The organism is Acidaminococcus timonensis (assembly GCF_900106585.1).
GTDB classification, from domain to species: Bacteria; Bacillota; Negativicutes; order Acidaminococcales; family Acidaminococcaceae; genus Acidaminococcus; species Acidaminococcus timonensis.
This window is the reverse complement of the sequence record NZ_FNWH01000006.1, coordinates 1,272,618-1,297,679: the sequence shown is the minus strand read 5'-3', so window position 1 is coordinate 1,297,679 and position 25,062 is coordinate 1,272,618. Positions and strand designations below refer to the sequence as shown.

Below are 25,062 nucleotides of genomic sequence, written 5' to 3'. Positions count from 1 at the left end.
GATTTTGTCTTATGGTGAGGGAAAGGGGAATGCAGGATGAAATTATGGAAAATGATGACAGGGATGCTGCTGGCAGGAGCGCTGCTGGCTTCCGGCTGCGGCAGTACAACGGAGAAAAAAGAAGGAAGCCGATCCATACCGGAACTGAAAATCGCCATTTCGCCCTATCAGGATGCGGATACCATCAGGACCCGGACGGAGCCCCTGGGCAAACTGCTCCAGGCCAAATTGAAGGAAAAAGGCTATGATGTGAAAAAAGTTTCCATCACCGTAGGAACCTCCTACAATGCGGTGGGAGAGGCTCTCAGTGCAGGCAGTGCCGATGTGGGCTTTATTTCCGGAGCCACGTATGTGCTCTATGACAAGGATGTGGACGTGCTGCTGACGGCACTGCGGGAAGGCATCAATAAGGACACCACGGATCTGAAGGTATGGAATGACGGCAGCCGGGATACATTCACCAAAAATCTGGTGAAATATTACCGGTCGGCCATTGTGGTGGGACCCAGCCCCAAGGGACAGGCCCTGCTTGCCAGGGTGAAACGGGGGGAAAAGCCCACCTGGGAGGAACTGGCAGATCTGAACTGGTCGGTGATGAGCCCGGCTTCCGCTTCCGGTTACCTGTATCCTTCCCTGTGGCTGAAGGAGAATTATGGAAAGACCCTGAAAGACCTGCCCCATGTGGTCCAGGCTGATTCCTATACCACCTCTGCGGCACGGCTGGCCAGTGGCCAGGTGGACGTGATGGTGGCCTATTCCCATATCCGTGCCAAGATGGAAAAAGACTGGCAGGCCAAACTGGGCGGTACCGCTCCCATCTGGGAACAGACCGGTGTGATCGGCGTATCGGACAAGATCTTCAACGATACCATCAGTGTCAGCAAAAGCAGCAAACTGATGCAGGATGAAGGATTCCGGAAAGCACTGGGCGAGGCCCTGATCGAAATCGGCAAGACGGACGAAGGGCTGAAGATCCTGAAGACCATCGGGCACAAAGGATACGACTGGGCCAGGTCCAGCGACTACGACAGCGAACGGAAGATCCAGAAGGAATTGAAATGACGAAAGAAGCACTGGGATTGCGGCATGTGACACAATCGTATCAGAAGGGACACCTCATCCTGGATGGGGTGTCTCTTTCCGTGCCGGAAGGGCAGTTCCTTTCGGTCATCGGGCCCAGCGGGGCCGGCAAGACCACCCTTCTGCGGCTGTTCAACGGCATGGTGAAGCCGGCAGCCGGGGAAGTCTGGGTGGAAGGACAGCGCTTTGACTGCCTGAAAGGGAAAAAACGCCGGCAGGTCCAGCAGCAGGTGGGGATGATCTTCCAGGATTTCTGTCTGGTGGAAGAAAGTACCTGTCTGGCCAATGTACTCAACGGCAGCCTGTCCCGTGTTCCCTTCTGGCGTGTATTGCTGGATCATTTTCCCCAGGAGGAAGTGGAACGGGCGCGGGAGGCCCTGGAACTGGTGGGCCTGGCCGATTCCGCTGACAAGAAGACCGGTGAACTGAGCGGGGGCCAGAAACAGCGGGTGGCCATTGCCCGGGTCCTGGTCCAGCAGGCATCCATCATCCTGGCAGATGAACCTGTGGCTTCCCTGGATCCCGGTTCCAGCCGGGCCATCCTGGAATTGCTGCGCCGGCTGCAGGAAACACAGCAGCTGACGGTGGTCATGAACAGCCATAACGTGGAGCAGGCCCGGCAGTATTCGGACCGGATCCTGGGTCTGCGCCAGGGACGGATCGGCTTCGATGGCAACCCGGACGAATGGACGGAAACCCGGTTCCGGGAACTGTACAGGAGGCAGGCATGAAGATTCGCTGGCGAAAACGGTGGCTCCTGCTGCTACTCCTGGCGGCGGCCTGGCAGGAGACCGGGGCCTCGCTGCTGGTGCTGGCAGAACGGGGCAGCCGGTTCCTGGACATTCTGGAAGCCATGGTCCCTCCGGACCCCCGGTATGTTGGACAAGTCCTGTACCCGCTGGCGGCCACCATCCGGATGTCGGTGCTGGGCTCGGTCCTGGGGACCCTCCTTGGATTTTTGGGGGCCCTGCTGGCCAACCGCTGGACCGATCCCTGCCCGTTTCTGCGGGTTCCCTTCAAACTGCTGATCCAGCTGCTGCGTACAGTGCCGGCGCTGATCCTGGCACTTTTCTGTACGTTTCTGGTGGGACTGGGGACCCTGGCTGGGACCCTGGCACTGACCGTTTATGCGTTCGGCGTGATGACTCGGCTGGGGTATGAAGACATGGAGACGGCGGACTGGAAGGGGGCACAGGCCCTGGCTGCGGCAGGGTCGGGAAGGGGAAAGGCGTTCTTTCGGGCCATCCTTCCCAAAGTATTGCCCGGCTATCTGAGCAATGCACTCTATCTGTGGGAGGCCAACGTGCGGCAGGCGGCCATCCTGGGCTATGTGGGCGCCGGCGGGATCGGCCTGCTTCTGAACGAGCGGCTGGCCTGGCGGGCCTACAGCCAGGTGGGTACCATTCTGCTTCTGCTGTATGGGGTGGTACTGGCTTCTGAAATGTGCAGTGAACTGCTGCGGCAGGGACTGGCCGGGAAGTGGCGGCCGGGGCAGAAAATCCGCAGGGCCCTTTGGGCGGGGGGGCTTCTGGTCCTTTTCTGGGCCCTTGGGAGTGTGGAACCCATGGGAGGGACTGGACTGAAAGCTGCCGGGGGAATGGTTTCCGGCCTGCTGCATCCGGACCTGTCCATGGTGCGGGACCTTTCCCGGGAAGGGGTCCTGTATCTGCTGTGGGAAACCTTCTGCATGGCCCTGCTGGGGACCCTGGGCGGCGCTGTACTGGCAGGAGCGCTCAGCAGTCTGTCCAGTTTCCGGCTGCTGCCGGTGGGAGTGGCACTGGTACCCCGGCTGCTGCTGCTGGCCATTCGGACGGTACCGGTCTTCGTTTATGGACTGTTATGGATCCGGGTGACGGGGCCGGGACCCTTTGCCGGGGTACTGACCCTGATGCTTTGCAGCATCGGCCTGCTGGCCAGGCGTTTCCTCAATACCCTGGAAGAAATCGCACCGGGACCCTACCTGGCGTATGAAGCCACGGGCTGCGGCAGGGCCAGGGCCTTCTGGCGGGGGCTGCTGCCCCAGCTGGAACCGGGCTGGGGTGCGGCCATCCTGTATCGTCTGGATGTGAACCTGCGGGAAGCGGCCATTCTGGGCCTGGTAGGGGCCGGAGGCATCGGTACGCCCCTGATCCTGGCCCTGCAGCATTACAAATGGCAGGAAGCCGGAGCCCTGCTCTGGGGACTGGCCCTGCTGGTCATCGCCATGGAAGCCCTCAGTGAGTGGCTGCGGAAACCATAAACCGGCAAAACCGGGAAAGGGAGCAGAAGCCGGCACTGAAACGGTTTTCCGGACTCGGGAACGGCCCCTGATGGGGCGTCCCTGCGCATACCGCGTACTGTACGATTTCGGAGGGTCTGCCCATAAGGGGCAACCGTTCCCAGGAGTGAAAAGGGAAAAATAAGGAGGCACCCATGATCATCAATACCGGGCAGCGGACGGACATCCCTGCCTTTTATGCCCGCTGGTTCCTGAACCGGATACGGGCCGGATCCGTGTGTGTACGGAATCCGTACAACCCCAGCCAGGTCAGCCGGTACCGGCTGTCACCGAAGGTGGTGGATTGCATCGGCTTCTGCACCAAGAATCCGCTGCCCCTGCTGCCCTATCTGGATCAGCTGCAGGGCTATGGCCAGTACTGGTATGTTTCCATTACGCCGTACGGACGGGATCTGGAACCTAACGTGCCGGATAAGCACCAGCTGCTGCAGGCCTTCCGCCAACTTTCCCGAGAGGTGGGCAAACAGGCCATCGGCTGGCGATATGATCCCATCCTGCTTACGGAACGCTATACGACGGAGTACCATTTGCGGGCCTTCCGGACGATGGCGGAGACCTTGGCCGGCTTTACGGATACGGTGGTCATCAGTTTCGTGGACTGCTATCCCAAGGTGCTGCAGAACTTTCCGGAGTTGCAGACGGTACCTGAAGCGGTGCGGCTGCAGCTGGGGAAGGAGCTCATAGGGATTGCGGCCCAGTATGGTATGCAGCTGAGAACCTGCGTCGAAGGGGACCAGCTAGCCCCTTATGGAGCGGATTGCAGTGGCTGTATGAAGCTTTCCGACTACGAACGGGCCATCGGCAAAAAGCTGCATGCACCGAAGGTCAAAGGGGCCCGGGCAGAATGTGCCTGTTACCTGTCATGTGATATTGGAGCCTACAGCACCTGCCGCCATTTCTGCCGCTACTGTTATGCCAATGGAGCCCGGCAGGAGGTGCTGGTACGCAGCAGGCAGCACGATCCAGATTCTCCGTTCCTGATCGGAAACTACGAGGAAGGGGACCAAATCCACGATGTGCCCCAGAAGAGCTGGGTGGAGCCGGAAATGAGTCTGTTTCCGTGAACGTATTTTGTGGCCATATTCTGTACGATTTCGGAGGGCCTGCCCATAAGGGGCAACCGTTCCCAGGCCGCCCGGCGGGCCCTACCCACTACCCACTACCCACTACCCACTATCCACTATCCACTACCCACTACCCACTACCCACTATATACTGTACCCATAAGTGTGGACACTTTTTAAGAGTAGCACCTGCCCACAAAATTGGACAGGCTACAATTTGAATCCTTTAAAATTGACGTGCTCATTTTGGACCCAACCTATTGAACACAATCATATGTATGTGGTATCCTCAAATCCAATAAAGCCAAGGAGAATCCACATGAGCAGAAAACTTTTTACTGAGGAGCAGATTGCAGCGTTGCGCCAGAACCCTTATGTGTATAGCGTAAGCCGCTCTACCCTGGTCCTGAGGAAGTCCTTTAAAGAAATCTTTTACACCGAATATATGGAAGGAGTCTATCCCAAAGACATCTTCAAAAAATACGGCTTTGACCCTGCTGTGCTGGGCGAAAGACGCATTGGCGGTGCTCTCCAGCATATCAAAGAGGAATATGCCAAATATGGCTGTTTCTATGAAGGCAGGAGACCCGCCGACAGGTCTGACACCGCCGCCAAGGTCAAGCATGAAGATGACATTAAGGCCCTCAGACATGAAGTTGAATACTTGCGGCAGGAAGTGGAATATTTAAAAAAAATTTCCGCGATCAAGAACACAAAAAGGTAGATTCTCTGCTCATGAACGATTCCTCTTGTGTGTTCGAAATCATAGAAAAGACGGTAAGTACCAGCGAGAACAGACTTTCCATCAGCAGTTTATGCAAGATGGCAGGCGTGTCCCGAAGCGGTTATTATGCCTGGGTGAAGGCGGAAGCATTTCGGCAGGCCCAGGAAGAACAGGACCGCAAGGACTTTGAACTGATCCTTGCCGCTTACAAAAGACGAGGGTACAAGAAGGGCGCCCGCAGCATCTATATGGAGCTGCTCCACATGGATCCGCCCGTCATTATGAATGTGAAGAAAATCCGTCGTCTGATGAAAAAGTTCCACCTGCTTTGCCCCATCAGGAAGGCGAATCCCTATCGGCAGCTGGTGAAAGCCCTGAAGACCAATACGGTGGCCGATAACTTGCTGCAGCGCCAGTTTGAGGACTATGGCCCTCGCATGGTACTGCTGACAGATATTACGTACCTTCCTTACAATGGGATCTTTGCTTATCTTTCTACCATATTGGATGCCTATACCAAGCAGATTCTGGCGTATGTCCTCAGCAATTCTTTGGAGATGGATTTCGTGGTAGAAACGGTGAACAACCTGATTCGAGATCACGGCGTCTCACTGCATGCTGAAACCATCGTGCATTCTGACCAGGGTTGCCATTATACGAGTCACAGCTTCATTGATATCCTCCATGACAAGGATCTCAGACAATCCATGTCACGGCGGGGGAATTGCTGGGACAATGCGCCGCAGGAAAGCTTCTTCGGCCGTATGAAAGACCATGTGAAAAAGAAAATTGCAGCAGCAGTGAGCTTTGGGGAGGTGAAGGCCATCGTAGATGATTACATGGATTATTACAACAACGATCGCTACCAGTGGGAACTGGCGAAACTGTCGCCAAACGAGTTCTACCAATTTGTAACAACAGGGGTTTATCCGCTCGATATTCCCAAGATGCCCGAGGTTCCTACATTGAAGCGGAGAGCCTGTGAGCTGGGGAACCAGCTCACCTCATAAAATGGCAAAAGCAGCCATTTTATGAGTAAGGAGCCAGTACATGAGATTTGGATGGTTAGGGGCCTTCTGATAGACAATTACCAGACGTCCATTTTAAAGGTACCAAGATTGTTGAACTGTCTAAAACAAGGGGTCCTACTTTTATAAACTGTCCTTGACAAGGGGTACGGTTTACTACCCACTACCCACTACCCACTACCCACTACCCACTATCCACTATCCACTACCCACTACCCACTACCCACTGCCCACTACCCACTACCCACTGCCCACTACCCACTACCCACTACCCACTATCCACTATCCATTACCCACTATCCCTTTTTTATTGACATCTTACTCAATCCCTAGTATCATATAGTAAATTGCAAATCTTTAGTTTCTTACTATGAATTAAAAAGGGAGCGATGACAGATGAACGGAAAAAAATGGGCATTGGCGTTGACAAGCATTCTGGCAGCGGCGCTGCTGGTGGCCGGCTGCGGTTCCAGTACGGACAAGAAGAGTGCCGGTACCAGCAGCAAACCCATTAAAATCGGGGCTACGGCAGGCCCTCATGCGGATGTGGTCCATGCAGTGGCGGACGAGGCCAAGAAGCAGGGCCTGAATGTGGAAGTGGTGGAGTTCTCCGATTACATCACTCCGGATAAGGCACTGGCCGAAGGGGACCTGGATCTGAACAGTTATCAGCACGCACCGTTCCTGGCCAATTTCAACAAACAGAACGGAACCAAACTGGTACCCATCAGCAATACCATCTTGATGCGCATGGGTATTTACAGCAATAAGATCCATGACCTGAAGAACATCCCCGACGGGGCTGTTGTGGCCATCCCCAACGATCCCACCAACGGCGGCCGGGGCCTGGTACTGCTGGAAAAGGCCGGCCTGCTGAAACTGAAGGAAGGGGTGGGCTTTAAAGCCACGGTCAATGACGTTGTAGAAAATCCCCACAACCTGAAGTTCAAGGAACTGGAAGCCGCCCAGCTGCCTCGCAGCCTGGATGACGTGGATCTGGCCGTCATCACCATGAATTACGTGATGAGCTCCGGCATGGATGTGAAGAAACAGGGCCTGTTCTGGGAAAAGGATGACGAACCGTTGGCTGTCATGGTGCTGGCTGCCCGGGAAAAGGACAAGGACAAACCGGAATACAAGAAGATCGCCGAAATCTTCCATTCCGAAGCCGTCAAGAAATTCATCGAGGAAAAATTCAAGGGAACCATCGTTCCGGCGAAGTAAGCAAGGGGGTGTGAAAAAATGCTTTTTCACACTCCGTCACTAGTCACTAGCCGATGGAAGCCAGCTGACGCTAGCGAAATAAAGACGCTGTGGATGATTTTTTCACAGCGCCTTTTTTCGTGGCCGGCAGGCAGGGAGTGGTGGGCAGGGCAGGATCCAATCCATCTTTTTAAAAAATTTTCTGAAAAACTGGACAATCTGGCACCCAGGCTGTATAATAAAACCATAAAGAGCAACCCTCCGATGTGCGAGTCGAATTCCATATGTTTTGAGCCAACACTCTCTATAAGGGAGCCCGTGAACTCCGGCCGTTGATAATATGCCCTTTCGAGGGGACATTAGATACGACAGGGAGGGCACCCACCTGCTTAGGCAGGTTCAAAACTCGGAATTGGTACGGCATTGTAGGGCTCTTTCTTTTTTTTAGCCAAATTGCCGAAAAGGAGCCGATTGATTTTTATGCTGCCCTTGATTGCGGGTGTGGTCCTGCTGGACCGGATCACCAAATTGTTGATTACCCAGACCATGGAACCGGGCATGAGTTTCCCGGTGATCCCGGGTCTGGTAAGTTGTACCTATGTGCTGAATCCCGGCGCTGCCTTTGGGCTGCTGGAACACAAACGGCTGTTTTTCGTGGTCATAACCCTGGTGGCCCTGGTGGCTATTTTCCTGTTGCGGGATCATATCCGCCGGGAAGGCCCCAAAGCCCGTCTGGGCACGGCCCTGTTCCTGGGCGGGGCCCTGGGCAACCTGATCGACCGGATTGCCACCGGGCTTGTAATTGATTTCATAGATTTTCATTTCTGGCCCGTATTCAACGTGGCGGATATCTGTATTTGTGGAGGAGTGGGACTGATCCTATGGAGCATGATGACGAACGAATCCGGGAAGAGGCAGGCCTCGGAGAAGAAGCCGGAGAACGCCTGATCACCACGGAACCGGCCACCGCTGAGGAAGCGGGGACCCGGGCGGATGTATTCCTGGCCGGCCGCCTTTCCTGCACCCGCTCCAATGTGCAGCACGACCTGGAGCAGGGCCTCATCACCCGTAAGGGGAAACCGGTGAAGGCCAATTACAAGGTGAAAGCCGGAGATTCCTTCCGGGTGAAGGTCCTGCCTCCGGTGACCCTGGAGGCCAGGCCCCAGGATATCCCTCTGGACATCCTCTATGAAGATGAGGATGTAATCGTGGTGAACAAGCCCCGGGGCATGGTGGTGCACCCGGCGGCAGGGAATCCGGACGGGACCCTGGTGAATGCTCTGCTGTACCACTGCCATGACCTGTCCGGCATCAACGGGGTGATCCGCCCGGGAATCGTCCATCGGCTGGACAAGGATACCAGCGGCGTGATGATCTGTGCCAAAAATGACCAGGCCCATCTTTCCCTGGCGGAGCAGATCCAGAAGAAAGAGGCCAAACGGACCTATCTGGCCATAGTACGGGGCAACCTGAAAGAGGACCATGGCCATATCGAGACCCAGCTGGACCGGGATCCCAGAGACCGGAAGAAGATGGCGGTGGTCCCCAGCGGAGGACGCTGGGCGGCCACGGATTATGAGGTGCTGGAGCGCTATGGCAAATTTACGGTGGTGCGCTGCAGGCTGCTCACCGGCCGGACCCACCAGATCCGGGTGCACATGACCTACCTTGGCCATCCCCTGGTGGGGGATCCCAAATACGCCCCGCAGAAAACCTGTTTTTCCATCAACGGACAGGCCCTCCATTCCTGGACCCTGACTTTCCGTCATCCCCGGACGGGGGAGCAGCTGACTTTTACGGCTCCCATTCCGGACGATATGCAAACCATCCTGACCCGTCTCCGCAACGGGCAGTTCCACTGATAAGGAGGCAATATCATGAGTACTTCCGTGAAGAAAAAAACCATTATGGATGCCGCTGCCATGCGCCGGGCTCTGGTCCGGATCGCCCACGAGATCGTGGAGCGGAACAAGGGTGTACAGAACGTGGTCCTGGTGGGGATCCGTACCCGCGGCGTGCCCCTGGCCAACCGGCTGGGAAAGGAAATCCAGCAGATCGAAGGCGTCAAGCTGCCGGTGGGTTCCCTGGACATCACCCTGTACCGGGACGACCTGTCCACTCTGGGCTATAATCCGGTGATCAGCGAAACGGACATCGACTTCGACCTGAACGGCAAGACGGTGATCCTGGTGGATGATGTGCTGTTCACCGGCCGGACGGTCCGCAGTGCCCTGGACGCCCTGATCGACATGGGCCGGCCCAGAGCCATCCAGCTGGCGGTGATGGTGGACCGGGGCCACAAGGAACTGCCCATCCGCGCCGACTACGTGGGCAAGAATGTACCCACCAGCAACAGCGAAGCCGTGGATGTGACCCTGGCGGAAATCGACGGCCAGGATGAAGTTTCCCTGTCCGATATCAAGGAATAAGAAGGAACGACTGTGCGTTTAAAAAGCTTTCAAGCCCATGGCTTTAAATCTTTCGCCGATCAGGTGGAAATTCAGTTCGAACCGGGCATCACAGCCATCGTAGGCCCCAACGGCAGTGGCAAGAGCAACATCTCCGACGCCATTCGCTGGGTCATGGGGGAACAGAGCGTCAAATACCTGCGGGGCACCAAAATGGAGGATGTGATCTTCGCCGGCAGCAGCGGGCGGCGTCCCATGGGCATGGCGGAAGTGTCCCTGACCTTTGACAATACGGACCATACCCTGCCGGTGGATTTCGACGAAGTCTGTCTCCAGCGCCGGGTGTACCGCAGCGGCGACAGTGAATATGCCATCAATCAGAAAAACTGCCGCCTGAAGGATGTGGTGGCGCTTCTGGCCGATACAGGGCTGGGGAGAGGGTCTCTGTCCATCATCGGGCAGAACAAAATCGACGAGATCCTGAACAGCCGGCCGGAAGACCGCCGGGCCATTTTCGAAGAAGCGGCAGGGATTGCCAGGTACCGGCTGCGGAAGAAGGAAGCCCTGCGGAAGCTGGACGATACCCAGGCCAATCTGCTGCGGATCCACGACATCCAGTGTGAAATTGAAAACCAGCTGGAACCCCTGGAGGCTGCGGCGGAAAAGGCCCGGCAGTATAAGGGACTGGCGGCCCGGTTGCGCCAGGTGAAGGTGACCCGGTTGCTGCGCCGGCTGGCCGCCCTGGAGCAGGATAAAGCCAGACTGGCAAGGGACCTGGATTCCCTGCAGCAGCAGCTGGAAAAGCTGGCGGAACTGAATGCCGCGCTGGAAACCCAGGCAGGGAAACTGGAAACCCGGCGGCAGCAGCAGGAAGCAGAGTACAGCACGTACCAGGAAGGCATCCTGGCCCAGGAGAAAGAGGCGGCGGGCTACCGCAGCAAACAGGCTGTACTCCGGGAACGGATCGGTCAGAGCCGCAACCGCATGGACCAGCTGGCCAGGGCCAGGGAACGGCTTACGGCCGAACTGGCGCAGAACCAGGAGAACCTCCAGCTGGTGACGGCGGAGTATGACAAACTGGAAGCGAACCAGTACCATGCCCAAAAGGTGCTGGAAAAAGCGGCTGCGGACAAGGAGACCCTGACGGGAATCGTCCGGGACGCAGAAGAAAAATTGAAAACATATCGGGAGCAGGCTTTTTCCAGCATGCAGACCCTGGTCATGACCCGGAACAGGCTGAGCAGCCTGCGTCAGGAACAGGACCGGCTACACCGGCAGCAGGAATCCCTGAAGGAAAAGGTCAATGAGGCAGAGACGGCGCTGGCGGACACCCGGAAGGCCCTGACCGGAGAACAGGACGCCCTGAGCGGACTGGCGGACCGGAGACAGCGGCTGGAGGAACAGGCCGCCAGGGCCAGTGCCCTGTTGGAAGAGAGCGTCCATGCGTACCGGGAACTGGAAGCACAGCTGCAGCAGCACCAGCGGACTCAGAACCAGAAAAAGGCCCGGCTCCAGGTGCTTTCTGTCATGGAGCGGGAACACGAAGGCTTCAGCCGGGGGGTGCGCAGCGTTCTGAACGCCCGGACCCAGTGGAAGGAACGGATCTGCGGCGTGGTGGCCGAACTGTTCACCGTGGACGACACCTATGTGACGGCGTTGGAGACGGCTCTGGGCGGCGCCCTGCAGAACATCATCACAAAGGATGCCCGGGCGGCCCAGGAGGCCATCGGATATTTGAAGAAGAACCAGGGGGGAAGAGCCACCTTCCTGCCCCTGGATACCCTGCGTCCCCGGCCGCTGGGGGTACGGGAAAAAGCAGCCCTGGGGTGCCCCGGCATCATCGGCGTTGCAGCCGACCTGGTGCAGGCGGACCCGCAGCTCCATACGGCGGTCCAGTTCCTGCTGGGGCAGGTGCTGGTGGCCGACAATCTGGACCATGCCATGGCAGCGGCCCGGAAGGCCGATATGCGGGTGCGGATCGTGACCCTGGACGGGGATGTGATCTACGCCGGCGGCAGCCTGAGCGGCGGCCAGAAACAGCCGGGCAAGAGCTTCCTTTCCCGGAAGCAGGAAATCCGCCATCTGACGGAAGAAAGCGAAACCCTGGCCAGAGAGTGCCAGACCCTGCAGCAGCAGCTGGAGGAGCTGACCCAAAAGGGACGGGAGCAGAAGGAAAAGCGGCAGCAGTGCCTGACCGCCCTCCAGCAGATCGAAGTGGAGAAGGCCGGGGCGGCTGCCCGGGTCCAGCAGCAGGAAGCCCAGCAGAAGCAGCAGCAGGAGAACCTGGAACTGCTCCTGGCTGAAAAGAGACAGGTGCTGGACGACTTCCTGGCCCGGCAGCAGGAAATCAAGGAACTGGTGCCGAAAGTCGAACAGATGGAACAGGACGACCTGGAAGGCCAGAAAGCTTCCCAGGCTCTGAGCGAGGGGCTGGTGGAACAGCGCCAGCAGCTGGACACCGCCACCCGGAAATACCAGGATGCCCTGATTGGGGTGAATGCCGGCAAAAGCCAGCTGGAAGCCCTGGATACCCGCATCCAGTCCATTGACCAGCTGGGGCAGAAGACCCAGCAGGAAATCACCGAGGGCGAGGCCCAGACTGCCAAACAGGAAGCGGCCATCACTCGGAGCCGGCAGGAGCTTGAGGACCTTTCCAGCAGACTGGAAACCCTGGAACAGGCTCTGGCCGGCTCGGACGAGACCCGGCAGAAATACCTGGCAGACCGGGAAGCCCTCCAGGAAAAACGGCAGCAGCTGACCCAGCAGAAACTGATCCTGAAAGGGCAGGAAGGCAGCGTGCAGCAGCGGCTCCACAACACCGACCTGGAACAGGTGAAGAAGACGGCAGAACTGGAACACAGCCGGCAACAGCTGGAGGAGAGCTACGGGCTCACGGAAGACGCGGCCCGAAGCGAAGCCCTGCCCCGGGAAACCCCGGATGGGGAACTGAAACGGCTGGAAAGTACGGCCACCCGGGAACTGGAGGCCCTGGGGCCTGTGAACCAGGCAGCAGAGGAGGAATTCCAGGCTGCCAGACAGCGGTATGACTTCCTGCACCGGCAGTACGAAGACATGACCCAGGCCAAGGCCCGGCTGGAAACCGTGATCAGCGGCATCAACACCGACATGACCCGGCGGTTTCGGGAGGCATTCGATCAAATCAACGGGTATTTCAGCGACTGCTATGCCAAACTGTTCGGCGGCGGCCGGGCCCGGCTGCGGATTCAGGATGACCATGCCATCCTGGACAGCGGCATCGAGATCGAGGTGCAGCCTCCGGGCAAGAAGATGCGGAACCTGTCCCTGTTTTCCGGTGGGGAACGGGCTCTCACCGTCATTGCCCTGCTGTTTGCCCTGCTGACCTATCAGCCGGCACCTTTTGTGATCCTGGATGAAATCGATGCCCCGCTGGACGAGACCAACATCGACCGGTTCGCCCAATTCCTGAAAGCGTATGGGAAGAAAACCCAGTTCATCGTGATTACGCACCGGAAAGGCACCATGGAAGCCGCAGATGTGCTCCACGGGGTCACCATGGAAGAATCCGGCGTTTCCCGGATTCTGTCAGTGAAATTATCGGAGGTACCCCAATCATGAGTTTCTTGGAACAACTGAAAGACGGGCTGAGCAAGACCCGGCAGAACTTTACGGAACGGATGGAAGACCTGGTGGGCGCCAGCGTGGAGCTGGACGACGACTTCATGGATGAGCTGGAGATGATCCTGGTGGCCGGGGACGTGGGCATCAAGACCACGGAAAAGATCATGGCCGCCCTGCGCAAGGCCGCTGCCACCCGGCAGATCAAGAGTCCGGCGGAAGCCCTGCCTTTCATCAAAAATTATATTGCAGACCTGTTGAAGACCACCGGTCCCCGGATGCGCTTCAAGGGCCATCCTTCCATCGTCCTGGTGGTGGGGGTGAACGGGGTGGGCAAGACCACCACCATCGGCAAGCTGAGCAATTATTACCGGCTCATGGGCTACAAGGTGATGATGTGCGCCGCCGATACCTTCCGGGCCGGAGCCACGGAGCAGCTTCAGATCTGGGGCAAACGGGCCCAGGTGGATGTAATCGCCCACGGGGATGGGGCGGACCCGGCCGCGGTTGTGTACGACGGCGTGAAGGCCGCCATTGCCCGGAATGCGGATGTGTTGTTTGTGGATACGGCGGGCCGGCTCCACAACAAGACCAATCTGATGAACGAGCTGGAAAAAATCTATCGGGTCATCCGGAAGGAAATCCCTGACGGACCCCACGAGACACTGCTGGTACTGGATGCCACCACGGGCCAGAATGCCATCAGCCAGGCGAAAATCTTTCTGGAGACGGCCCATGTCACCGGGGTGGTGCTGACCAAGCTGGACGGCACGGCCAAGGGAGGCGTGGTCATCGCCATCAAGGAGGAACTGGGGCTGGATGTGAAGTGGATCGGCATCGGTGAAGGGATGATGGACTTTCGCCCCTTCGACCCCCAGCAGTTTGTGGAAGCTTTGTTTGCAACGAAAAAGGCATAAAAAAGGGAGCTGTGAAAAAGTATTCTGAGCTGACCCCCAATTGTTAGACCAAAAATCTAACAATTGGGGGTTAGTTTTTTTATGGCAAGACACAGCTATGAATTTAAGAAAAAAATAGTACTGGAATACTTGAACAGTGACAAAGGGTGTATTTCTATTTCACGTAAATATGGGATGGCAAGTAGCAGCCAGCTGCTAAAGTGGGCTGCTGCTTACAAGGCATTTGGAGATAATGGTCTGAAGAGATCTCGCTCTCAAAAAATATACTCTTTCAAAGAAAAACTTTCTGTGGTAGAGTCTTACTTAACAAATGAAATCTCATATCAGGAATTGGCAATTCGTGTAGGAATCAACAATCCGTCATTGATTTCCAGATGGGTCAATGAATTTAAAATTGCGGGGCCGGATGCGTTACGGTCACATAAAAAAGGTAGGAAAAAGACTTTGAGCCAATCAAAACCCAAAAAAACAGATACCCAGGTTCAACAACCGATGGTCAACATCAGTGTGGAACATGTCCAGGAGTTAGAGAATGAAAACCTTAAACTCCGAATAGAGAATGCTTTTTTAAAAGAACTGAGGAGACTGCGTTTAGAGGACGAAGCAAAAATGAGAGAGTTGCGAAAATCATCTCCAGTCTCCGAGGATCATTCAAGTTGAAAGACATTCTCTCCTATACGCAAATGCCCAAAGCAACCTATATGTACTGGCAGAAACGGTTTGACCGCGAGAATCCAGACCAGGAAGTAGAGGAGAAAATACAGGAAATCCGCAGCCAGCATAAAGATTATGGATACCGTCGCATGACCGGTGAGCTAAAGAACCAAGGGATTTGCGTGAACAAGAAGAAAGTTCAACGTATCATGCAGAAACTGAGCCTTCAGGTAACATCTTTTACCCGGAAGAGCCGTAAATACAGCTCCTATAAGGGTAAGGTAGGAACCATTGCTCCAAATAGGATACATCGTCGTTTTGAGACGAATATCCCTCACCAGAAGATTACGACCGACACTTCAGAATTCAAATACTATGAAGCAGATTCACAGGGACATTTGACTCTGCGCAAGCTTTATCTGGATCCTTTCCTGGACATGTTCAATAATGAAATCATCAGCTATGGAATAGCCAAATATCCTTCGGCTAACAGCATACTGGAAGCTCAAGCCAAAGCAATCAAAATTACTGCTGATTGTCCGTATCGAAGAACATTTCACTCCGATCAGGGCTGGGCATACCAAATGAAATTCTATACCAAAAGACTAAAAAACGAACGAATTTTTCAGAGCATGTCTCGAAAAGGCAACTGTCATGATAACGCTGTAATGGAAAACTTCTTCGGCTTACTGAAGCAGGAAATATATTACGGAGTGACCTACTACAGCTACAAAGAATTAAAAGGCGCTATCGAACGATACATCAAATACTATAACGAGCAAAGAATCAAGGAAAAACTGGGCTGGAAAAGTCCTGTTCAATACAGGCTTTCCTTGCAGGCAGCATAAAAAAGTAACGAGACGGTAAAAACCATCTCGTTACTAAGGTCTAACTTTTTGGGGTCACATCATTCACAGCTCCTGATTTTTTTTTGCCAGCGCAGCTGGTTTCCATCGGCTAGTGACTAATGACTAGTGACTGAGCCGCTTTGCGGCTCCTATTCCGGTTTGAAGAATTCCACCATGGTGTGAGCGGCAAAGTCGCTGGTTTTGGGGTCTGAGAACGTGTGATTGGCGTTTTCTACAGGAATGAACTGGATCACATTGTCCTCGGCGAATTTTTGGGAATCCTCGATGGGAGCCAGTTTGTCCTTGGTGCCATGGAGAATCAGCATATCATCCGCCCAGTCGAAGTATTCGTACTGGCGGATGTCGCTTTTTTTCAGGTCGTCCAGGAACTGCTGGTCGCATTTCATCTTCCGCTCGTAGCCTACGGACACTTCCTTGCCCTTTTTCAGTTTGGCCAGATCTTCTTCCGACAGGTTGTTCAGCATGAGCTGGTACATGTTGATGCCCGGGCAACGGAGTCCCACCTTTTTGAAGGGATTGCCGATCTCTGCCATGTATTTCAGGGTCAGGTAGGCACCGAAACTGACCGAGTAGTTGTACAGGTCCTGGGCATGGAGCTCTTCCCGGCAGTAGTCGATGACCAGGGTCAGATAGGTCATGAATTCCTCCAGAACCAGTTTCTTTCGGGCATCCTGGCCATGACAGGGCCAGTCGAACACAATGGCACCATACCCTTTGTATTTGCTGATCAGCTGCTGGGCAAATTTGGCGGCAGAATGGTTTTCCTTGTTGCCGCCGAAACCGTGGGTACAGATCACCATGTGGGGAATGTTCCGGAAATCTTTCTGGTAGAACAGCTTGCACCGGACGCTGAGACCGTTTTTGTTGATGTCGATGTATTTTTCCATGGGTTCAGGTTCCTTTCCAAAAGTCACAGGATATAGTATAGAACAGATGGGAAGGAAAAGAAAGGGGGCGAGGGCTTATGGCATACGCGCGCCAACTGACCGTGGAGGATGCGCCGGAGTACTACCATGTGCTCCACCGCAGCTACCAGATGGACCGGCCGTATCCCATTTCTTTCTCGGCCATGGATGCCACGCTGGAAGATGAGAAAAAGTGGCTGGCGGAGACGCCCACCTACGGGTGGTTCGAGAATGACAGGCTGATCAGCGCCATCTCTTGGGTGGAGGAAGAAGTGCTGAAGAAACAGCTGAAGGCTCCTTTTGTCACCCTGGGGACGGCCAATACCCATCCCTGGCTGAAGGATATGTATCTGCATCTGGGTTTCCACATCATTGGGGAAAAACAGCTGCCGGGGAAAAAACATAAGACCATCTTTCTGCAGAAAGAGCTGTAAAAAATCATCATGGCCAGCAAAGCTGGCTTCCATTGGCTAGGGACTAGTGACTAGTGACGGGGTGTGAAAAGCAATTTTCACACCCCCTTGTGCTATAATGAATTTATCTTATGATAGGGAGCGTGATCATCCATGGATCCACAACAGATCATCGAACAGGCGGTGGACAACCGGTATAAAGACGAGCTGATCGGTCTCAGCCAGACAATCTGGGAGCTGGCGGAAGTGGGCTACGAGGAATTCAAATCGGCGGAGGCGCTGTGCCAGGCCCTGGAAAAACACGGATTCACCGTGACCCGGAATCTGGTGGATATCCCCACGGCCTTCAAGGGCGTCTGGGGAAAGGGAAGTCCGGTCATAGGCATCCTGGGCGAATATGATGCGCTGCCGGGGCTGAGCCAGGAAGCCGGCTGCCCGGTGAAGAAACCGGAACACGAAGGCTGCCCGGGCCATGGCTGCGGTCACAACCTGCTGGGCACGGGGGCGCTGGCGGGGGCACTGGCCCTGAAGGACTATCTGGAAGCCACCGGCCAGCCGGGTACGGTGGTGTACTTCGGCACCCCGGCAGAAGAGAACCTCAGTGGCAAGACCTTCATGGCCCGGGATGGGGCCTTTGACGGGGTGGATTTCTTCCTTTCCTGGCATCCAGCGGCGGAAAACCGGACGGCCACACCCCACTTGAATGCCAACGTGTGCCGTACCTACAAGTTCCAGGGCATCACCTCCCACGCGGCTGCAGCACCGGAATTGGGCCGCAGTGCCCTGGATTCCTGTGAGATCATGGGCGTGGGGGCCAACTACCTGCGGGAACATGTGATCATGGAGGCACGGATCCAGTATGCCTATCTGGACGTGGGCGGCCGGGCACCCAACGTGGTGCAGGACCATGCAGCGGTGCGCTATGTGGTGCGGGCTCCCTACTACCGGCAGGTCAAGGAAATCGTGAAGCGGCTGGATGATGTGGCCCGGGGCGCAGCCCTGATCTGCGGTACGAAGGTGCGTGTGGAACGGGAAAGCGGCTACTCCGAGTACATCAACAACAAGGTGCTGGCGCAGACGGCCACGGAAGCTTTTCATGAAATCGGGGTACCGAAATGGGACGAGGCTGATTTCGCTCTGGCCAAAAAATTCACGGAGGCTTTCAGCGACAGCATGAAGGAAAAGGAAAAGCAGATGCTGGTGAACCGGTACGGCAGGAACCGTCTGGCTGAAAAGCTGTCCCAGCCCCTGGATACGGAAATCAGGGATTTTGAACCGGATCGGGAAGAACTGGATTTCGGTTCTACGGATGTGGGGGACGTGGGTTTCATTGCGCCCACCTATTACTTCACGGCGGCCACGGAAGCCTTTGGGACGCCAGGCCATTCCTGGTACAAGACTGGACAGGTGAATTCTCCCATTGGCTGGAAAGGCATGCTGACTGCCGGGAAGGTCATTGCCCTGACGGCGGTGAAAGTACTGGAAAACCCGGCCCTTTTGGAAGCGGCCCAAAAAGAGTTCATGGAAAAGAACGACGGTCAGTACGACTGTCCGGTGGAAGGCGTAGACCATCTGCCGAAGCTGTAAAAAACAAAACAGGGTGTGAAGAAATAAAGGTCCATTTCTTCACACCCTGTTTTTCAATACCACCGCGTCATGGGCAGATTGTTGTTGTTTCCCTTGGTCATCAGTGTCTGGTGCACATCGATGTACCCGATGTGGAAGGCGGCGGCACAGCCGCACAGGTACAGATCCCACATGCGGACGAATTCCGGATCCTTCCAGCGGGCCACTTTTTCATGGACCTTGCAGAAGTTATGGTACCAGCACAGCAGGGTCCTGCAGTAATGCTGGCGCAGGCTTTCCACATCCAATACCCGGAAGCTGGCGTCATAGGCGTGGGAAATCAGCTCCCGCAGAGAGGGCAGGGTACCGCCTGGAAAGATGTATTTCCGGATCCAGGGTTCTGACACCACCTCATCGTGACCTGTGATGGAATGGAGCAGGAACAGGCCACCTTCCTTCAGCAGGTGGTTGGCGCATTCCATATAGGTGGCATAGTTGGAGCGGCCCACATGTTCCATCATGCCCACACTGGCAATGCGGTCGAAATGATTGCCCAGTCCTTTATCCTCCAGATCCCGGTAATCGCACAGGTCGATGGTTACCAGGTCTTCCAGGCCTTCCGCCCTGATCCGTTCCTGGCCTTTTTTCCACTGTTCCCGGCTCAGGGTACAGCCATAGCCCTTCACGCCATACTTCCTGGCCGCCTCGATCAGCAGAAAGCCCCAGCCGCAGCCGATGTCCAGCAGGTTCATGCCTTTTTTCAGATACAGTTTCTGCAGGATGTAATCCACCTTGTTCCTCTGGGCCTGCTCCAGGGTGTCATCCGGATGCTTGAAGTAGGCGCAGGAATAACTCATGGTCGGATCCAGCCACAACTGATAGAAATCGTTCCCCAGGTCATAATGGGAGGAAACTTCCCGGGCCTGGTCTTTTTTCTTTTCCGACATGTACAGGATGTTGCGCAGTCCTTTCCGGTCCAGGCTGAAACGGTCGGCCTGATCCAGCAGGGTACACAGCATATGGAACAGATCCCCCTTAATTTCGATGTCACCCCGCATGTAGGCTTCGCCCAGCGCCAGTTCGGTGGATTCCAGCAGTTCTTTTTTGGGGATGTCCCTGTGGATGAGAATCGTAAATTCCGGCTTGCCTTCGCCGATGGTGTACTCTTCGCCGTGGATCTGCACATTGAAGCAGTGCTTGTCGAAATGGCTCAGGTAATAGATGAAGAAATTATCCATAAGCTTATGAAACATAGCAATCATGACTCCTTCCGGTCCGCAGGTCGGGTGAGATCCATTACAGATCTCTCTCGAAAGAAATAATAATATAACCTTATTATAACATTGTTTGGATGGATTAATCAATTGCACGATTAATAGAAAACCGTTTCGAAGAAAGTGCAGAGGAAAATGTGTCAATTCGGGAAATCAAACCGTCCGTTTATGCTATGATAAGAAAATCATTGGAATTTCATGAAAATCACAGTTGGAGGTCTTACCCATGAGAATCAATACCCTGCGTTTCCTGCTTCCCCTGCTGCTGGGAAGCCTTTCTGCGCCCCTGCCGGCCCTGGCCCGGGTGACGGCCAATGTGCCGGTGGACAGTCCCTATTACGATACCGTGGATAAGCTTTCAGCCATGGGATATCTGCAAAGCCTTCCCAATGGAGCCCGGCCCTATAGCCGGCAGCAGCTGGCCGGGTGGGCCATGGAGGCGGAACAGCGGGCAGAGACGAAACCCCTGCCCGGCTATCTGGCTGATGAACTCCGGGCTCTGGAAACGTATGTGGCACCGGAAATGGATCTGGCTCGGGGAAAGACCGCCTCGGATCCGATTCGCCTGCGCCAGGTCAGCGCAGGGGTCGGGTATCGTCATGGAGATGCCTTTACCTACGGAGACCGGTCTACAGGCAGCAGTTGGGGTCCTTTCAGCCAGAACCGGAACGGACATAAGCTGGGGCGGAACGGCATGGCAACAGTCCTGGTGGAAGCCAGCGGCAACCTGGGCAGTGAAACGGCGGTTTCCCTGCGGGGACGGGCAGCCTGGGACAGGGACAATGAAGGCACGGCCAGCCTGGAAGAAGGGTATCTGAAGACTCGTACCGGGGCCTGGGCCTGGGAAGCGGGGCGGGAAGCCTTGACCTGGGGCCAGGGAGCGGGTGGCCATCTGCTTCTGGGCAACAATATGAAGCCCCTTACCCTGGTGCAGACCCATTTGAACGAACCCATCCAGGCCGGAGGTTTTTTGAAGTTCCTGGGCCAGGTGGATTTCCACGCCTTCTACGGACGTCTGGATGGGGAACGGGCCGAAGATGCCGCCCGCTCCGGTCGTCGTGATTACAACCATCCGGGGCTCCTGGGCCTGCGGCTGGACGTGACACCGGCTCCCTGGTTTACCCTGGGACTTTCCCGGGTATCCCTCCTGGGCGGGGATGGCAACGGCCTTTCCCGTTCCGACTGGGGGCACTGGTTCAACGGACACAATGTGGACAGCCATGACAAATGGGACGATATGGGCGGCTTCGATTTCCGCTTGCGTCTGCCCGGGATACAGTTCTACGGGGAGATGTACGGCGAGGATCAGGCCCAGGGGCTGCCCAGTGACTGGGGATGGCGGGGCGGACTCTATCTGCCCCAGCTTACTGGAGACGGGGCCTGGGATCTGACACTGGAAACGGCCTATACCAACAGGGACGGGTACCGTCATGGGACCTTCCAGCAGGGATGGACGTACAGCGGGGACATCCTGGGGGATGCCATGGGCACCGACAGCCGTACATACTATGCCCGGGTGAACCATTATCTGCCCGGGGAGACCCACCTGGGACTGTACTACCAGCGTACAGAAAAAGACCGGGGCCAGGAAGGACCCCGGGTGGATGAACTGGCTCTGACCGGCCGGAAGAAGCTGGGGACGGATCTCTACCTGGATGGCACCCTGGGCTATGCACGGGTCCGGCAGGGCCGGGGGGACCATACCTGGTTTGCCGGAGCCCAGGTGGACTGGCAGCTGTAAGGGACCGCGCCTCAGTTGCAGAACCGGCTGGCCAGCTGCAGCATCCGCTGACGCAGTTCCCGTGACCGATGGGCCGCCAGGGGAAGGATCTTGTCATTGCGCAGGGTCAGTTCCCGGCCCCACACATTCCGGATCCAGCGCAGATTGACCAGATAGCTGCGATGCACCCGCTGGAACAGGAATCGTTCCAGACGATGTTCCAGGGTGCGGATGGACTCCCGGTAGACATAGCTTTCATGTTCCGTGGCCACCAGGATCCTGGATCCTTCGGACTTGAAGTAGAGAATCTCCTCCAGGGTCAGCCGGTGCAGCCCCTGCCAGTTGCTGAACAAAAACGGCTGGCGCTGGGAGAACAGGTCCTGTTTCAGCAGGTCCTGGAGATCCTGGGTGAACACATAGGGCTGAAGAGGTTCTTTGTAGTAGCGATAGAGGGGAATCTCATAGCCTTCCAGAGAATATCGGCCGGTGGCTGCCAGGACCATGATGGGAACCTGGGCATCGAAGCGGCGGACGGCCCGGGCCAGGGCAAGGAGCCGCTCCCCTTCCCGGACCGTGCCCAGGATCACCAGATTGAAACGGACGCCCTGCCGGTAATCTTCCAGAAGGGAACGGCCGTGGGAATAGTGCTGGAGCTGGAGCGGTTCGGCAGGCTGGGGCAGTTTTTGGATGCAGCGGGTGAATTGGTCGCATTGGGTGGGATCGTTGTCGCAAAGGGCAATGTGGAACATGGTTCGGCCTCCATCTGTTAAATTTTATACACAATATTCAGTATACCATAAATACTTGTAAAATCCAGAAAAATATTTCATTTTGTACATTTCCAGTGGATAAATTGAAAAAATCATGAGATTTTTTTTCGGGGATACGGTATAATGGTCTGGTAACCGAAATCTGAGAGAAGAGGGGCGCACCATGTCCATTTGTCAGGAAAACCGAGTGATCTACCATTATTGTTCTGTCAGCGGATTCATGAACATCCTGCAGAACCAGTGTCTCTGGCTGACAGAAGCCTCTTTTACCAATGATGCCTGGGAGAACCGGATGCTGGACCCGATCTTTGAAGAGGCTCTGGAACAGCTGGTAGAAGAGGGGGAGATTGCCTGCAGCCAGATGGATCTGGCAAGGGATCTGTATTATCACCATTCGGCCTGTTTCATCTACCTGGGCTGTTTTTCAGAGGAGGGGGACATCCTGCCCCAATGGCGCAGCTACGCAGATGATGGCCGGGGATTTGCCATCGGCTTCAATCCCCGGGAGATGGGGTTCGACTGTTCCACGGTCCACCTGAACGCGGATTTTGCCAACAAGTACTATTTGAAGAAAGTCATCTATATGACAGAAAGCTATGGAGAACAGTTCCTGCCTCTGGCACGGAACTGGATCCGCATGCGGCTGACCCGGGGAAAACACCTGAACGACCGGGAAATCCGCCGGGCCATTGCCGATGATGCCACGTTCTCGTCTCTGCGCTATTACTGCAAGGATGCCAGCTTCGCCACGGAAAAAGAACTGCGGGCCCTGTGGCTTCCCGTCCTGATGAAGGACGAGGAGGGCCATATGGCCGCGGGCAACCGGAAAGCCTACAAGCAGATCCGGTTCCGCCCCGAGGCCAGCCGGCTGGTGCCGTATACGGAGATGCCCTTCAGCCGCAGTGCCATACGGGAAATCGTACTGGGACCCAAGAACGACATGAAGGATCACCTGGATATCCTCAAACTGTTCCTGGCAGCCAATGGGTATGACGATCGGACCCTCACTCTCAAGATTTCCAAATCATCTTATCGCTAAAGGAGAATCCCATGAACGACGAACTGTTTGCCAATCCATCCATTGCCCAACGGATCTACGATTCCCTGGATGAACAGGGCTTTCTGCCCCGTGATTTTTCCATCCGGAACCTGGTCTATCCACCCAAGATCGCCGGTATCGAATTTGCCGATGGCTTCTTCGAAGGCAATGTGACCGGACCGGAAAAAGGGGAAGAACCGGCTCCTGAGGTCATCGCCGCCACGGAAACCCTGCTCCAGGGCCACACGAAGGAGGCGGTGCAGCAGCTGGAGGACTTCTTCACTTCCGATATGGAAAATCTGATGAACGATTATACATTGACCCTGCAGCAATGGGTGGATGCCCATCGGGAGGAGATCCATCCGGAAGACCTGATCTGGTATGCCGGCCATCTGCTCCAGGAAGCCGACAATCCGGAAATCGTGAAATATGCCCTGACCCTGCTGGAATTTGCGGATCTCCATGATGATGAAGAACTGGCACCTCTTATCCGCCTGCTGGCCCAGTGCAACGAATTTACCCTGTACTGCCTGCGGAACTTCCTGGTGTGGGAGACGGCCCAGGAGGAAATCTTCCAGACAGCCCGGCTGGTGTATGGCTGGGGTCGGGTCTTTGCCCTGGAGGAACTGGAACCCCGCACGGCACAGGTACGGCAGTGGATGCTGGAAGAAGGCTGGGAAAACGACGTCAACCCCGAATACACGGCCAAGCTGATTGCTGACGGCATCGATCTGGTGGGTGTGCTGGAACAGCCCAGCCTGCGTCCCAGGGCATTCCGGGGAGCCATAGGCCTGGTGGAAGCCCTGCTGGAAGATGAACCTGTGCCAGGGATCTCGGAACTGCGCCAGCCGGTCCAGCTGCTGCGGGAACTGCTGCGCCACGCAGAAGAACAGAAGAAGGATTTCCATACGTATGAAGTCATCCTGAAGATTCTGCGCTATGCCACCACCAGGTTGGAGGGGAAGGAACAGGAAGAAATCAAACAGGCCTGCGGCAAGCTGCTGAATACCTTCGACTGTGCCCAGACGGTAAAAGCAGCACTGAAAGAAGGGAAGGGCTTTGAACTGGCCCGGGCGCTGGAACTGCCCTATGCGGAAGAAGCTACGGAACTGGTCCTGCAGGATCCGGTAAAGAACCGGCGGCTGCTGGCCTATGCCCTCACCGGCGAATCCCATCACGATGGCCATGTGATGGAGCTGTACGAAGAACTGATCCCGGGCATGAAGAAGATTTTCGATGAGAACCGAGACCATGAATTGACGGTCAAGGAACTGTTCGAAGGAATCTATGAGGAACTGAATGCCATCCTGGACCAGCTGATCGGGTTCCCGGGCACCGGGGAAAAACTGTTCCTGCTGGCCCTGGATTCTCCAGCCTTCAGCAACCGCCGGAACGCCCTGTTGAACCTGCAGCAATGGAAGAAGCTGGGTTATACCCTGAGCCCGGATCTGAAGGTGGCCGTAGAGCAGCTGCTGCTGAAGGAAAAGCGGAAGGAAATCAAAAAAGAAGCCAAAGAACTGCTGGGTATTTAATCCCCAGCAGTTTTTTGGAAA

At 55.9% G+C, this 25,062-nt stretch carries 22 protein-coding genes and 1 other RNA gene; 20 read left to right on the top strand and 3 right to left on the bottom strand.

Annotated features, from left to right (window positions below; all coding sequences use genetic code 11):
• The first annotated feature begins 36 nt into the window (after positions 1 to 36).
• The 15 genes from BQ5462_RS09985 to BQ5462_RS11750 all read left to right on the top strand — a co-directional run bounded on the left by BQ5462_RS09985 (position 37) and on the right by BQ5462_RS11750 (position 15,801).
• Positions 37 to 1,062, top strand: coding sequence for a phosphate/phosphite/phosphonate ABC transporter substrate-binding protein (locus BQ5462_RS09985; RefSeq protein ID WP_071143156.1), 1,026 nt, complete (start codon positions 37 to 39; stop codon positions 1,060 to 1,062).
• Positions 1,059 to 1,811 carry a phosphonate ABC transporter ATP-binding protein gene (phnC, locus tag BQ5462_RS09980; protein WP_071143155.1) on the top strand — a complete coding sequence of 251 codons (753 nt, stop codon included), beginning with the start codon at positions 1,059 to 1,061 and terminating at the stop codon, positions 1,809 to 1,811. Before BQ5462_RS09985 ends, phnC begins: the two co-directional genes overlap by 4 nt.
• The gene (locus BQ5462_RS09975; RefSeq protein ID WP_071143154.1) at positions 1,808 to 3,319 is read left to right on the top strand and encodes a PhnE/PtxC family ABC transporter permease; all 1,512 of its coding nucleotides are present in this window, start codon (positions 1,808 to 1,810) and stop codon (positions 3,317 to 3,319) included. Before phnC ends, BQ5462_RS09975 begins: the two co-directional genes overlap by 4 nt.
• Positions 3,320 to 3,492: 173 nt before the next feature.
• Entirely contained in the window at positions 3,493 to 4,422 is a 930-nt protein-coding gene (locus tag BQ5462_RS09970) for a DUF1848 domain-containing protein (RefSeq protein WP_071143153.1), read from the top strand.
• A gap of 319 nt (positions 4,423 to 4,741) precedes the next feature.
• The gene (locus tag BQ5462_RS09965) at positions 4,742 to 5,146 is read left to right on the top strand and encodes an HTH domain-containing protein (RefSeq protein WP_071141606.1); all 405 of its coding nucleotides are present in this window, start codon (positions 4,742 to 4,744) and stop codon (positions 5,144 to 5,146) included.
• Positions 5,147 to 5,157: 11 nt separating this feature from the next.
• Positions 5,158 to 6,156, top strand: coding sequence for an IS3 family transposase (locus tag BQ5462_RS09960; protein WP_071141607.1), 999 nt, complete (start codon positions 5,158 to 5,160; stop codon positions 6,154 to 6,156).
• Positions 6,157 to 6,570: 414 nt separating this feature from the next.
• Positions 6,571 to 7,398 carry a MetQ/NlpA family ABC transporter substrate-binding protein gene (locus tag BQ5462_RS09955; RefSeq protein ID WP_071143152.1) on the top strand — a complete coding sequence of 276 codons (828 nt, stop codon included), beginning with the start codon at positions 6,571 to 6,573 and terminating at the stop codon, positions 7,396 to 7,398.
• A gap of 232 nt (positions 7,399 to 7,630) precedes the next feature.
• Positions 7,631 to 7,813, top strand: a non-coding RNA gene (gene ssrS / locus BQ5462_RS09950) — 6S RNA.
• Positions 7,814 to 7,857: 44 nt separating this feature from the next.
• Positions 7,858 to 8,325 (top strand): signal peptidase II, encoded by a 468-nt coding sequence (lspA, locus tag BQ5462_RS09945; protein WP_071143151.1) that lies wholly within the window; start codon positions 7,858 to 7,860, stop codon positions 8,323 to 8,325.
• A complete protein-coding gene (locus BQ5462_RS09940; RefSeq protein ID WP_083378131.1) occupies positions 8,259 to 9,239 on the top strand; it encodes an RluA family pseudouridine synthase in 981 nt (326 codons plus the stop codon). The genes lspA and BQ5462_RS09940 overlap by 67 nt, the downstream gene beginning before the upstream one ends.
• Before the next feature lie 15 nt (positions 9,240 to 9,254).
• Positions 9,255 to 9,806: a bifunctional pyr operon transcriptional regulator/uracil phosphoribosyltransferase PyrR gene (pyrR, locus tag BQ5462_RS09935; protein ID WP_071143150.1), complete on the top strand. Its 552-nt coding sequence runs from the start codon at positions 9,255 to 9,257 to the stop codon at positions 9,804 to 9,806.
• A 12-nt stretch (positions 9,807 to 9,818) separates the two neighbouring features.
• Entirely contained in the window at positions 9,819 to 13,382 is a 3,564-nt protein-coding gene (smc, locus tag BQ5462_RS09930; RefSeq protein ID WP_071143149.1) for a chromosome segregation protein SMC, read from the top strand.
• Positions 13,379 to 14,299 (top strand): signal recognition particle-docking protein FtsY, encoded by a 921-nt coding sequence (gene ftsY / locus BQ5462_RS09925; RefSeq protein ID WP_071143148.1) that lies wholly within the window; start codon positions 13,379 to 13,381, stop codon positions 14,297 to 14,299. Before smc ends, ftsY begins: the two co-directional genes overlap by 4 nt.
• Before the next feature lie 81 nt (positions 14,300 to 14,380).
• A complete protein-coding gene (locus BQ5462_RS11755; protein WP_071141584.1) occupies positions 14,381 to 14,959 on the top strand; it encodes a helix-turn-helix domain-containing protein in 579 nt (192 codons plus the stop codon).
• Positions 14,926 to 15,801 (top strand): IS3 family transposase, encoded by an 876-nt coding sequence (locus tag BQ5462_RS11750; protein ID WP_143037990.1) that lies wholly within the window; start codon positions 14,926 to 14,928, stop codon positions 15,799 to 15,801. The genes BQ5462_RS11755 and BQ5462_RS11750 overlap by 34 nt, the downstream gene beginning before the upstream one ends.
• Before the next feature lie 149 nt (positions 15,802 to 15,950).
• On the opposite strand, the gene BQ5462_RS09910 is transcribed toward BQ5462_RS11750, so the two are convergent.
• On the bottom strand, positions 15,951 to 16,709 hold the full coding sequence (locus BQ5462_RS09910) for an alpha/beta hydrolase family protein (RefSeq protein ID WP_071143147.1): 759 nt from the start codon (positions 16,707 to 16,709) through the stop codon (positions 15,951 to 15,953).
• A gap of 77 nt (positions 16,710 to 16,786) precedes the next feature.
• Between BQ5462_RS09910 and BQ5462_RS09905 the strand changes: the two genes are divergently transcribed.
• The gene (locus BQ5462_RS09905) at positions 16,787 to 17,161 is read left to right on the top strand and encodes a hypothetical protein (protein WP_071143146.1); all 375 of its coding nucleotides are present in this window, start codon (positions 16,787 to 16,789) and stop codon (positions 17,159 to 17,161) included.
• A gap of 132 nt (positions 17,162 to 17,293) precedes the next feature.
• A complete protein-coding gene (locus tag BQ5462_RS09900) occupies positions 17,294 to 18,727 on the top strand; it encodes an amidohydrolase (protein WP_071143145.1) in 1,434 nt (477 codons plus the stop codon).
• Positions 18,728 to 18,780: 53 nt separating this feature from the next.
• On the opposite strand, the gene BQ5462_RS09895 is transcribed toward BQ5462_RS09900, so the two are convergent.
• The gene (locus BQ5462_RS09895) at positions 18,781 to 19,959 is read right to left on the bottom strand and encodes a class I SAM-dependent methyltransferase (protein WP_071143144.1); all 1,179 of its coding nucleotides are present in this window, start codon (positions 19,957 to 19,959) and stop codon (positions 18,781 to 18,783) included.
• A gap of 247 nt (positions 19,960 to 20,206) precedes the next feature.
• On the opposite strand from BQ5462_RS09895, the gene BQ5462_RS09890 reads away from it, so the two are divergent.
• Positions 20,207 to 21,721 (top strand): capsule assembly Wzi family protein, encoded by a 1,515-nt coding sequence (locus BQ5462_RS09890; RefSeq protein WP_071143143.1) that lies wholly within the window; start codon positions 20,207 to 20,209, stop codon positions 21,719 to 21,721.
• 11 nt (positions 21,722 to 21,732) lie between these two features.
• On the opposite strand, the gene BQ5462_RS09885 is transcribed toward BQ5462_RS09890, so the two are convergent.
• A complete protein-coding gene (locus BQ5462_RS09885) occupies positions 21,733 to 22,449 on the bottom strand; it encodes a LytR/AlgR family response regulator transcription factor (RefSeq protein WP_071143142.1) in 717 nt (238 codons plus the stop codon).
• A 184-nt stretch (positions 22,450 to 22,633) separates the two neighbouring features.
• Here BQ5462_RS09885 and BQ5462_RS09880 point away from each other — a divergent pair, with 184 nt between their 5' ends.
• Together BQ5462_RS09880 and BQ5462_RS09875 are read left to right on the top strand one after the other, a co-directional pair.
• Positions 22,634 to 23,509, top strand: coding sequence for a DUF2971 domain-containing protein (locus BQ5462_RS09880; protein WP_071143141.1), 876 nt, complete (start codon positions 22,634 to 22,636; stop codon positions 23,507 to 23,509).
• A gap of 11 nt (positions 23,510 to 23,520) precedes the next feature.
• Positions 23,521 to 25,041: a hypothetical protein gene (locus BQ5462_RS09875; RefSeq protein WP_071143140.1), complete on the top strand. Its 1,521-nt coding sequence runs from the start codon at positions 23,521 to 23,523 to the stop codon at positions 25,039 to 25,041.
• The last annotated feature ends 21 nt before the right edge of the window (positions 25,042 to 25,062 follow it).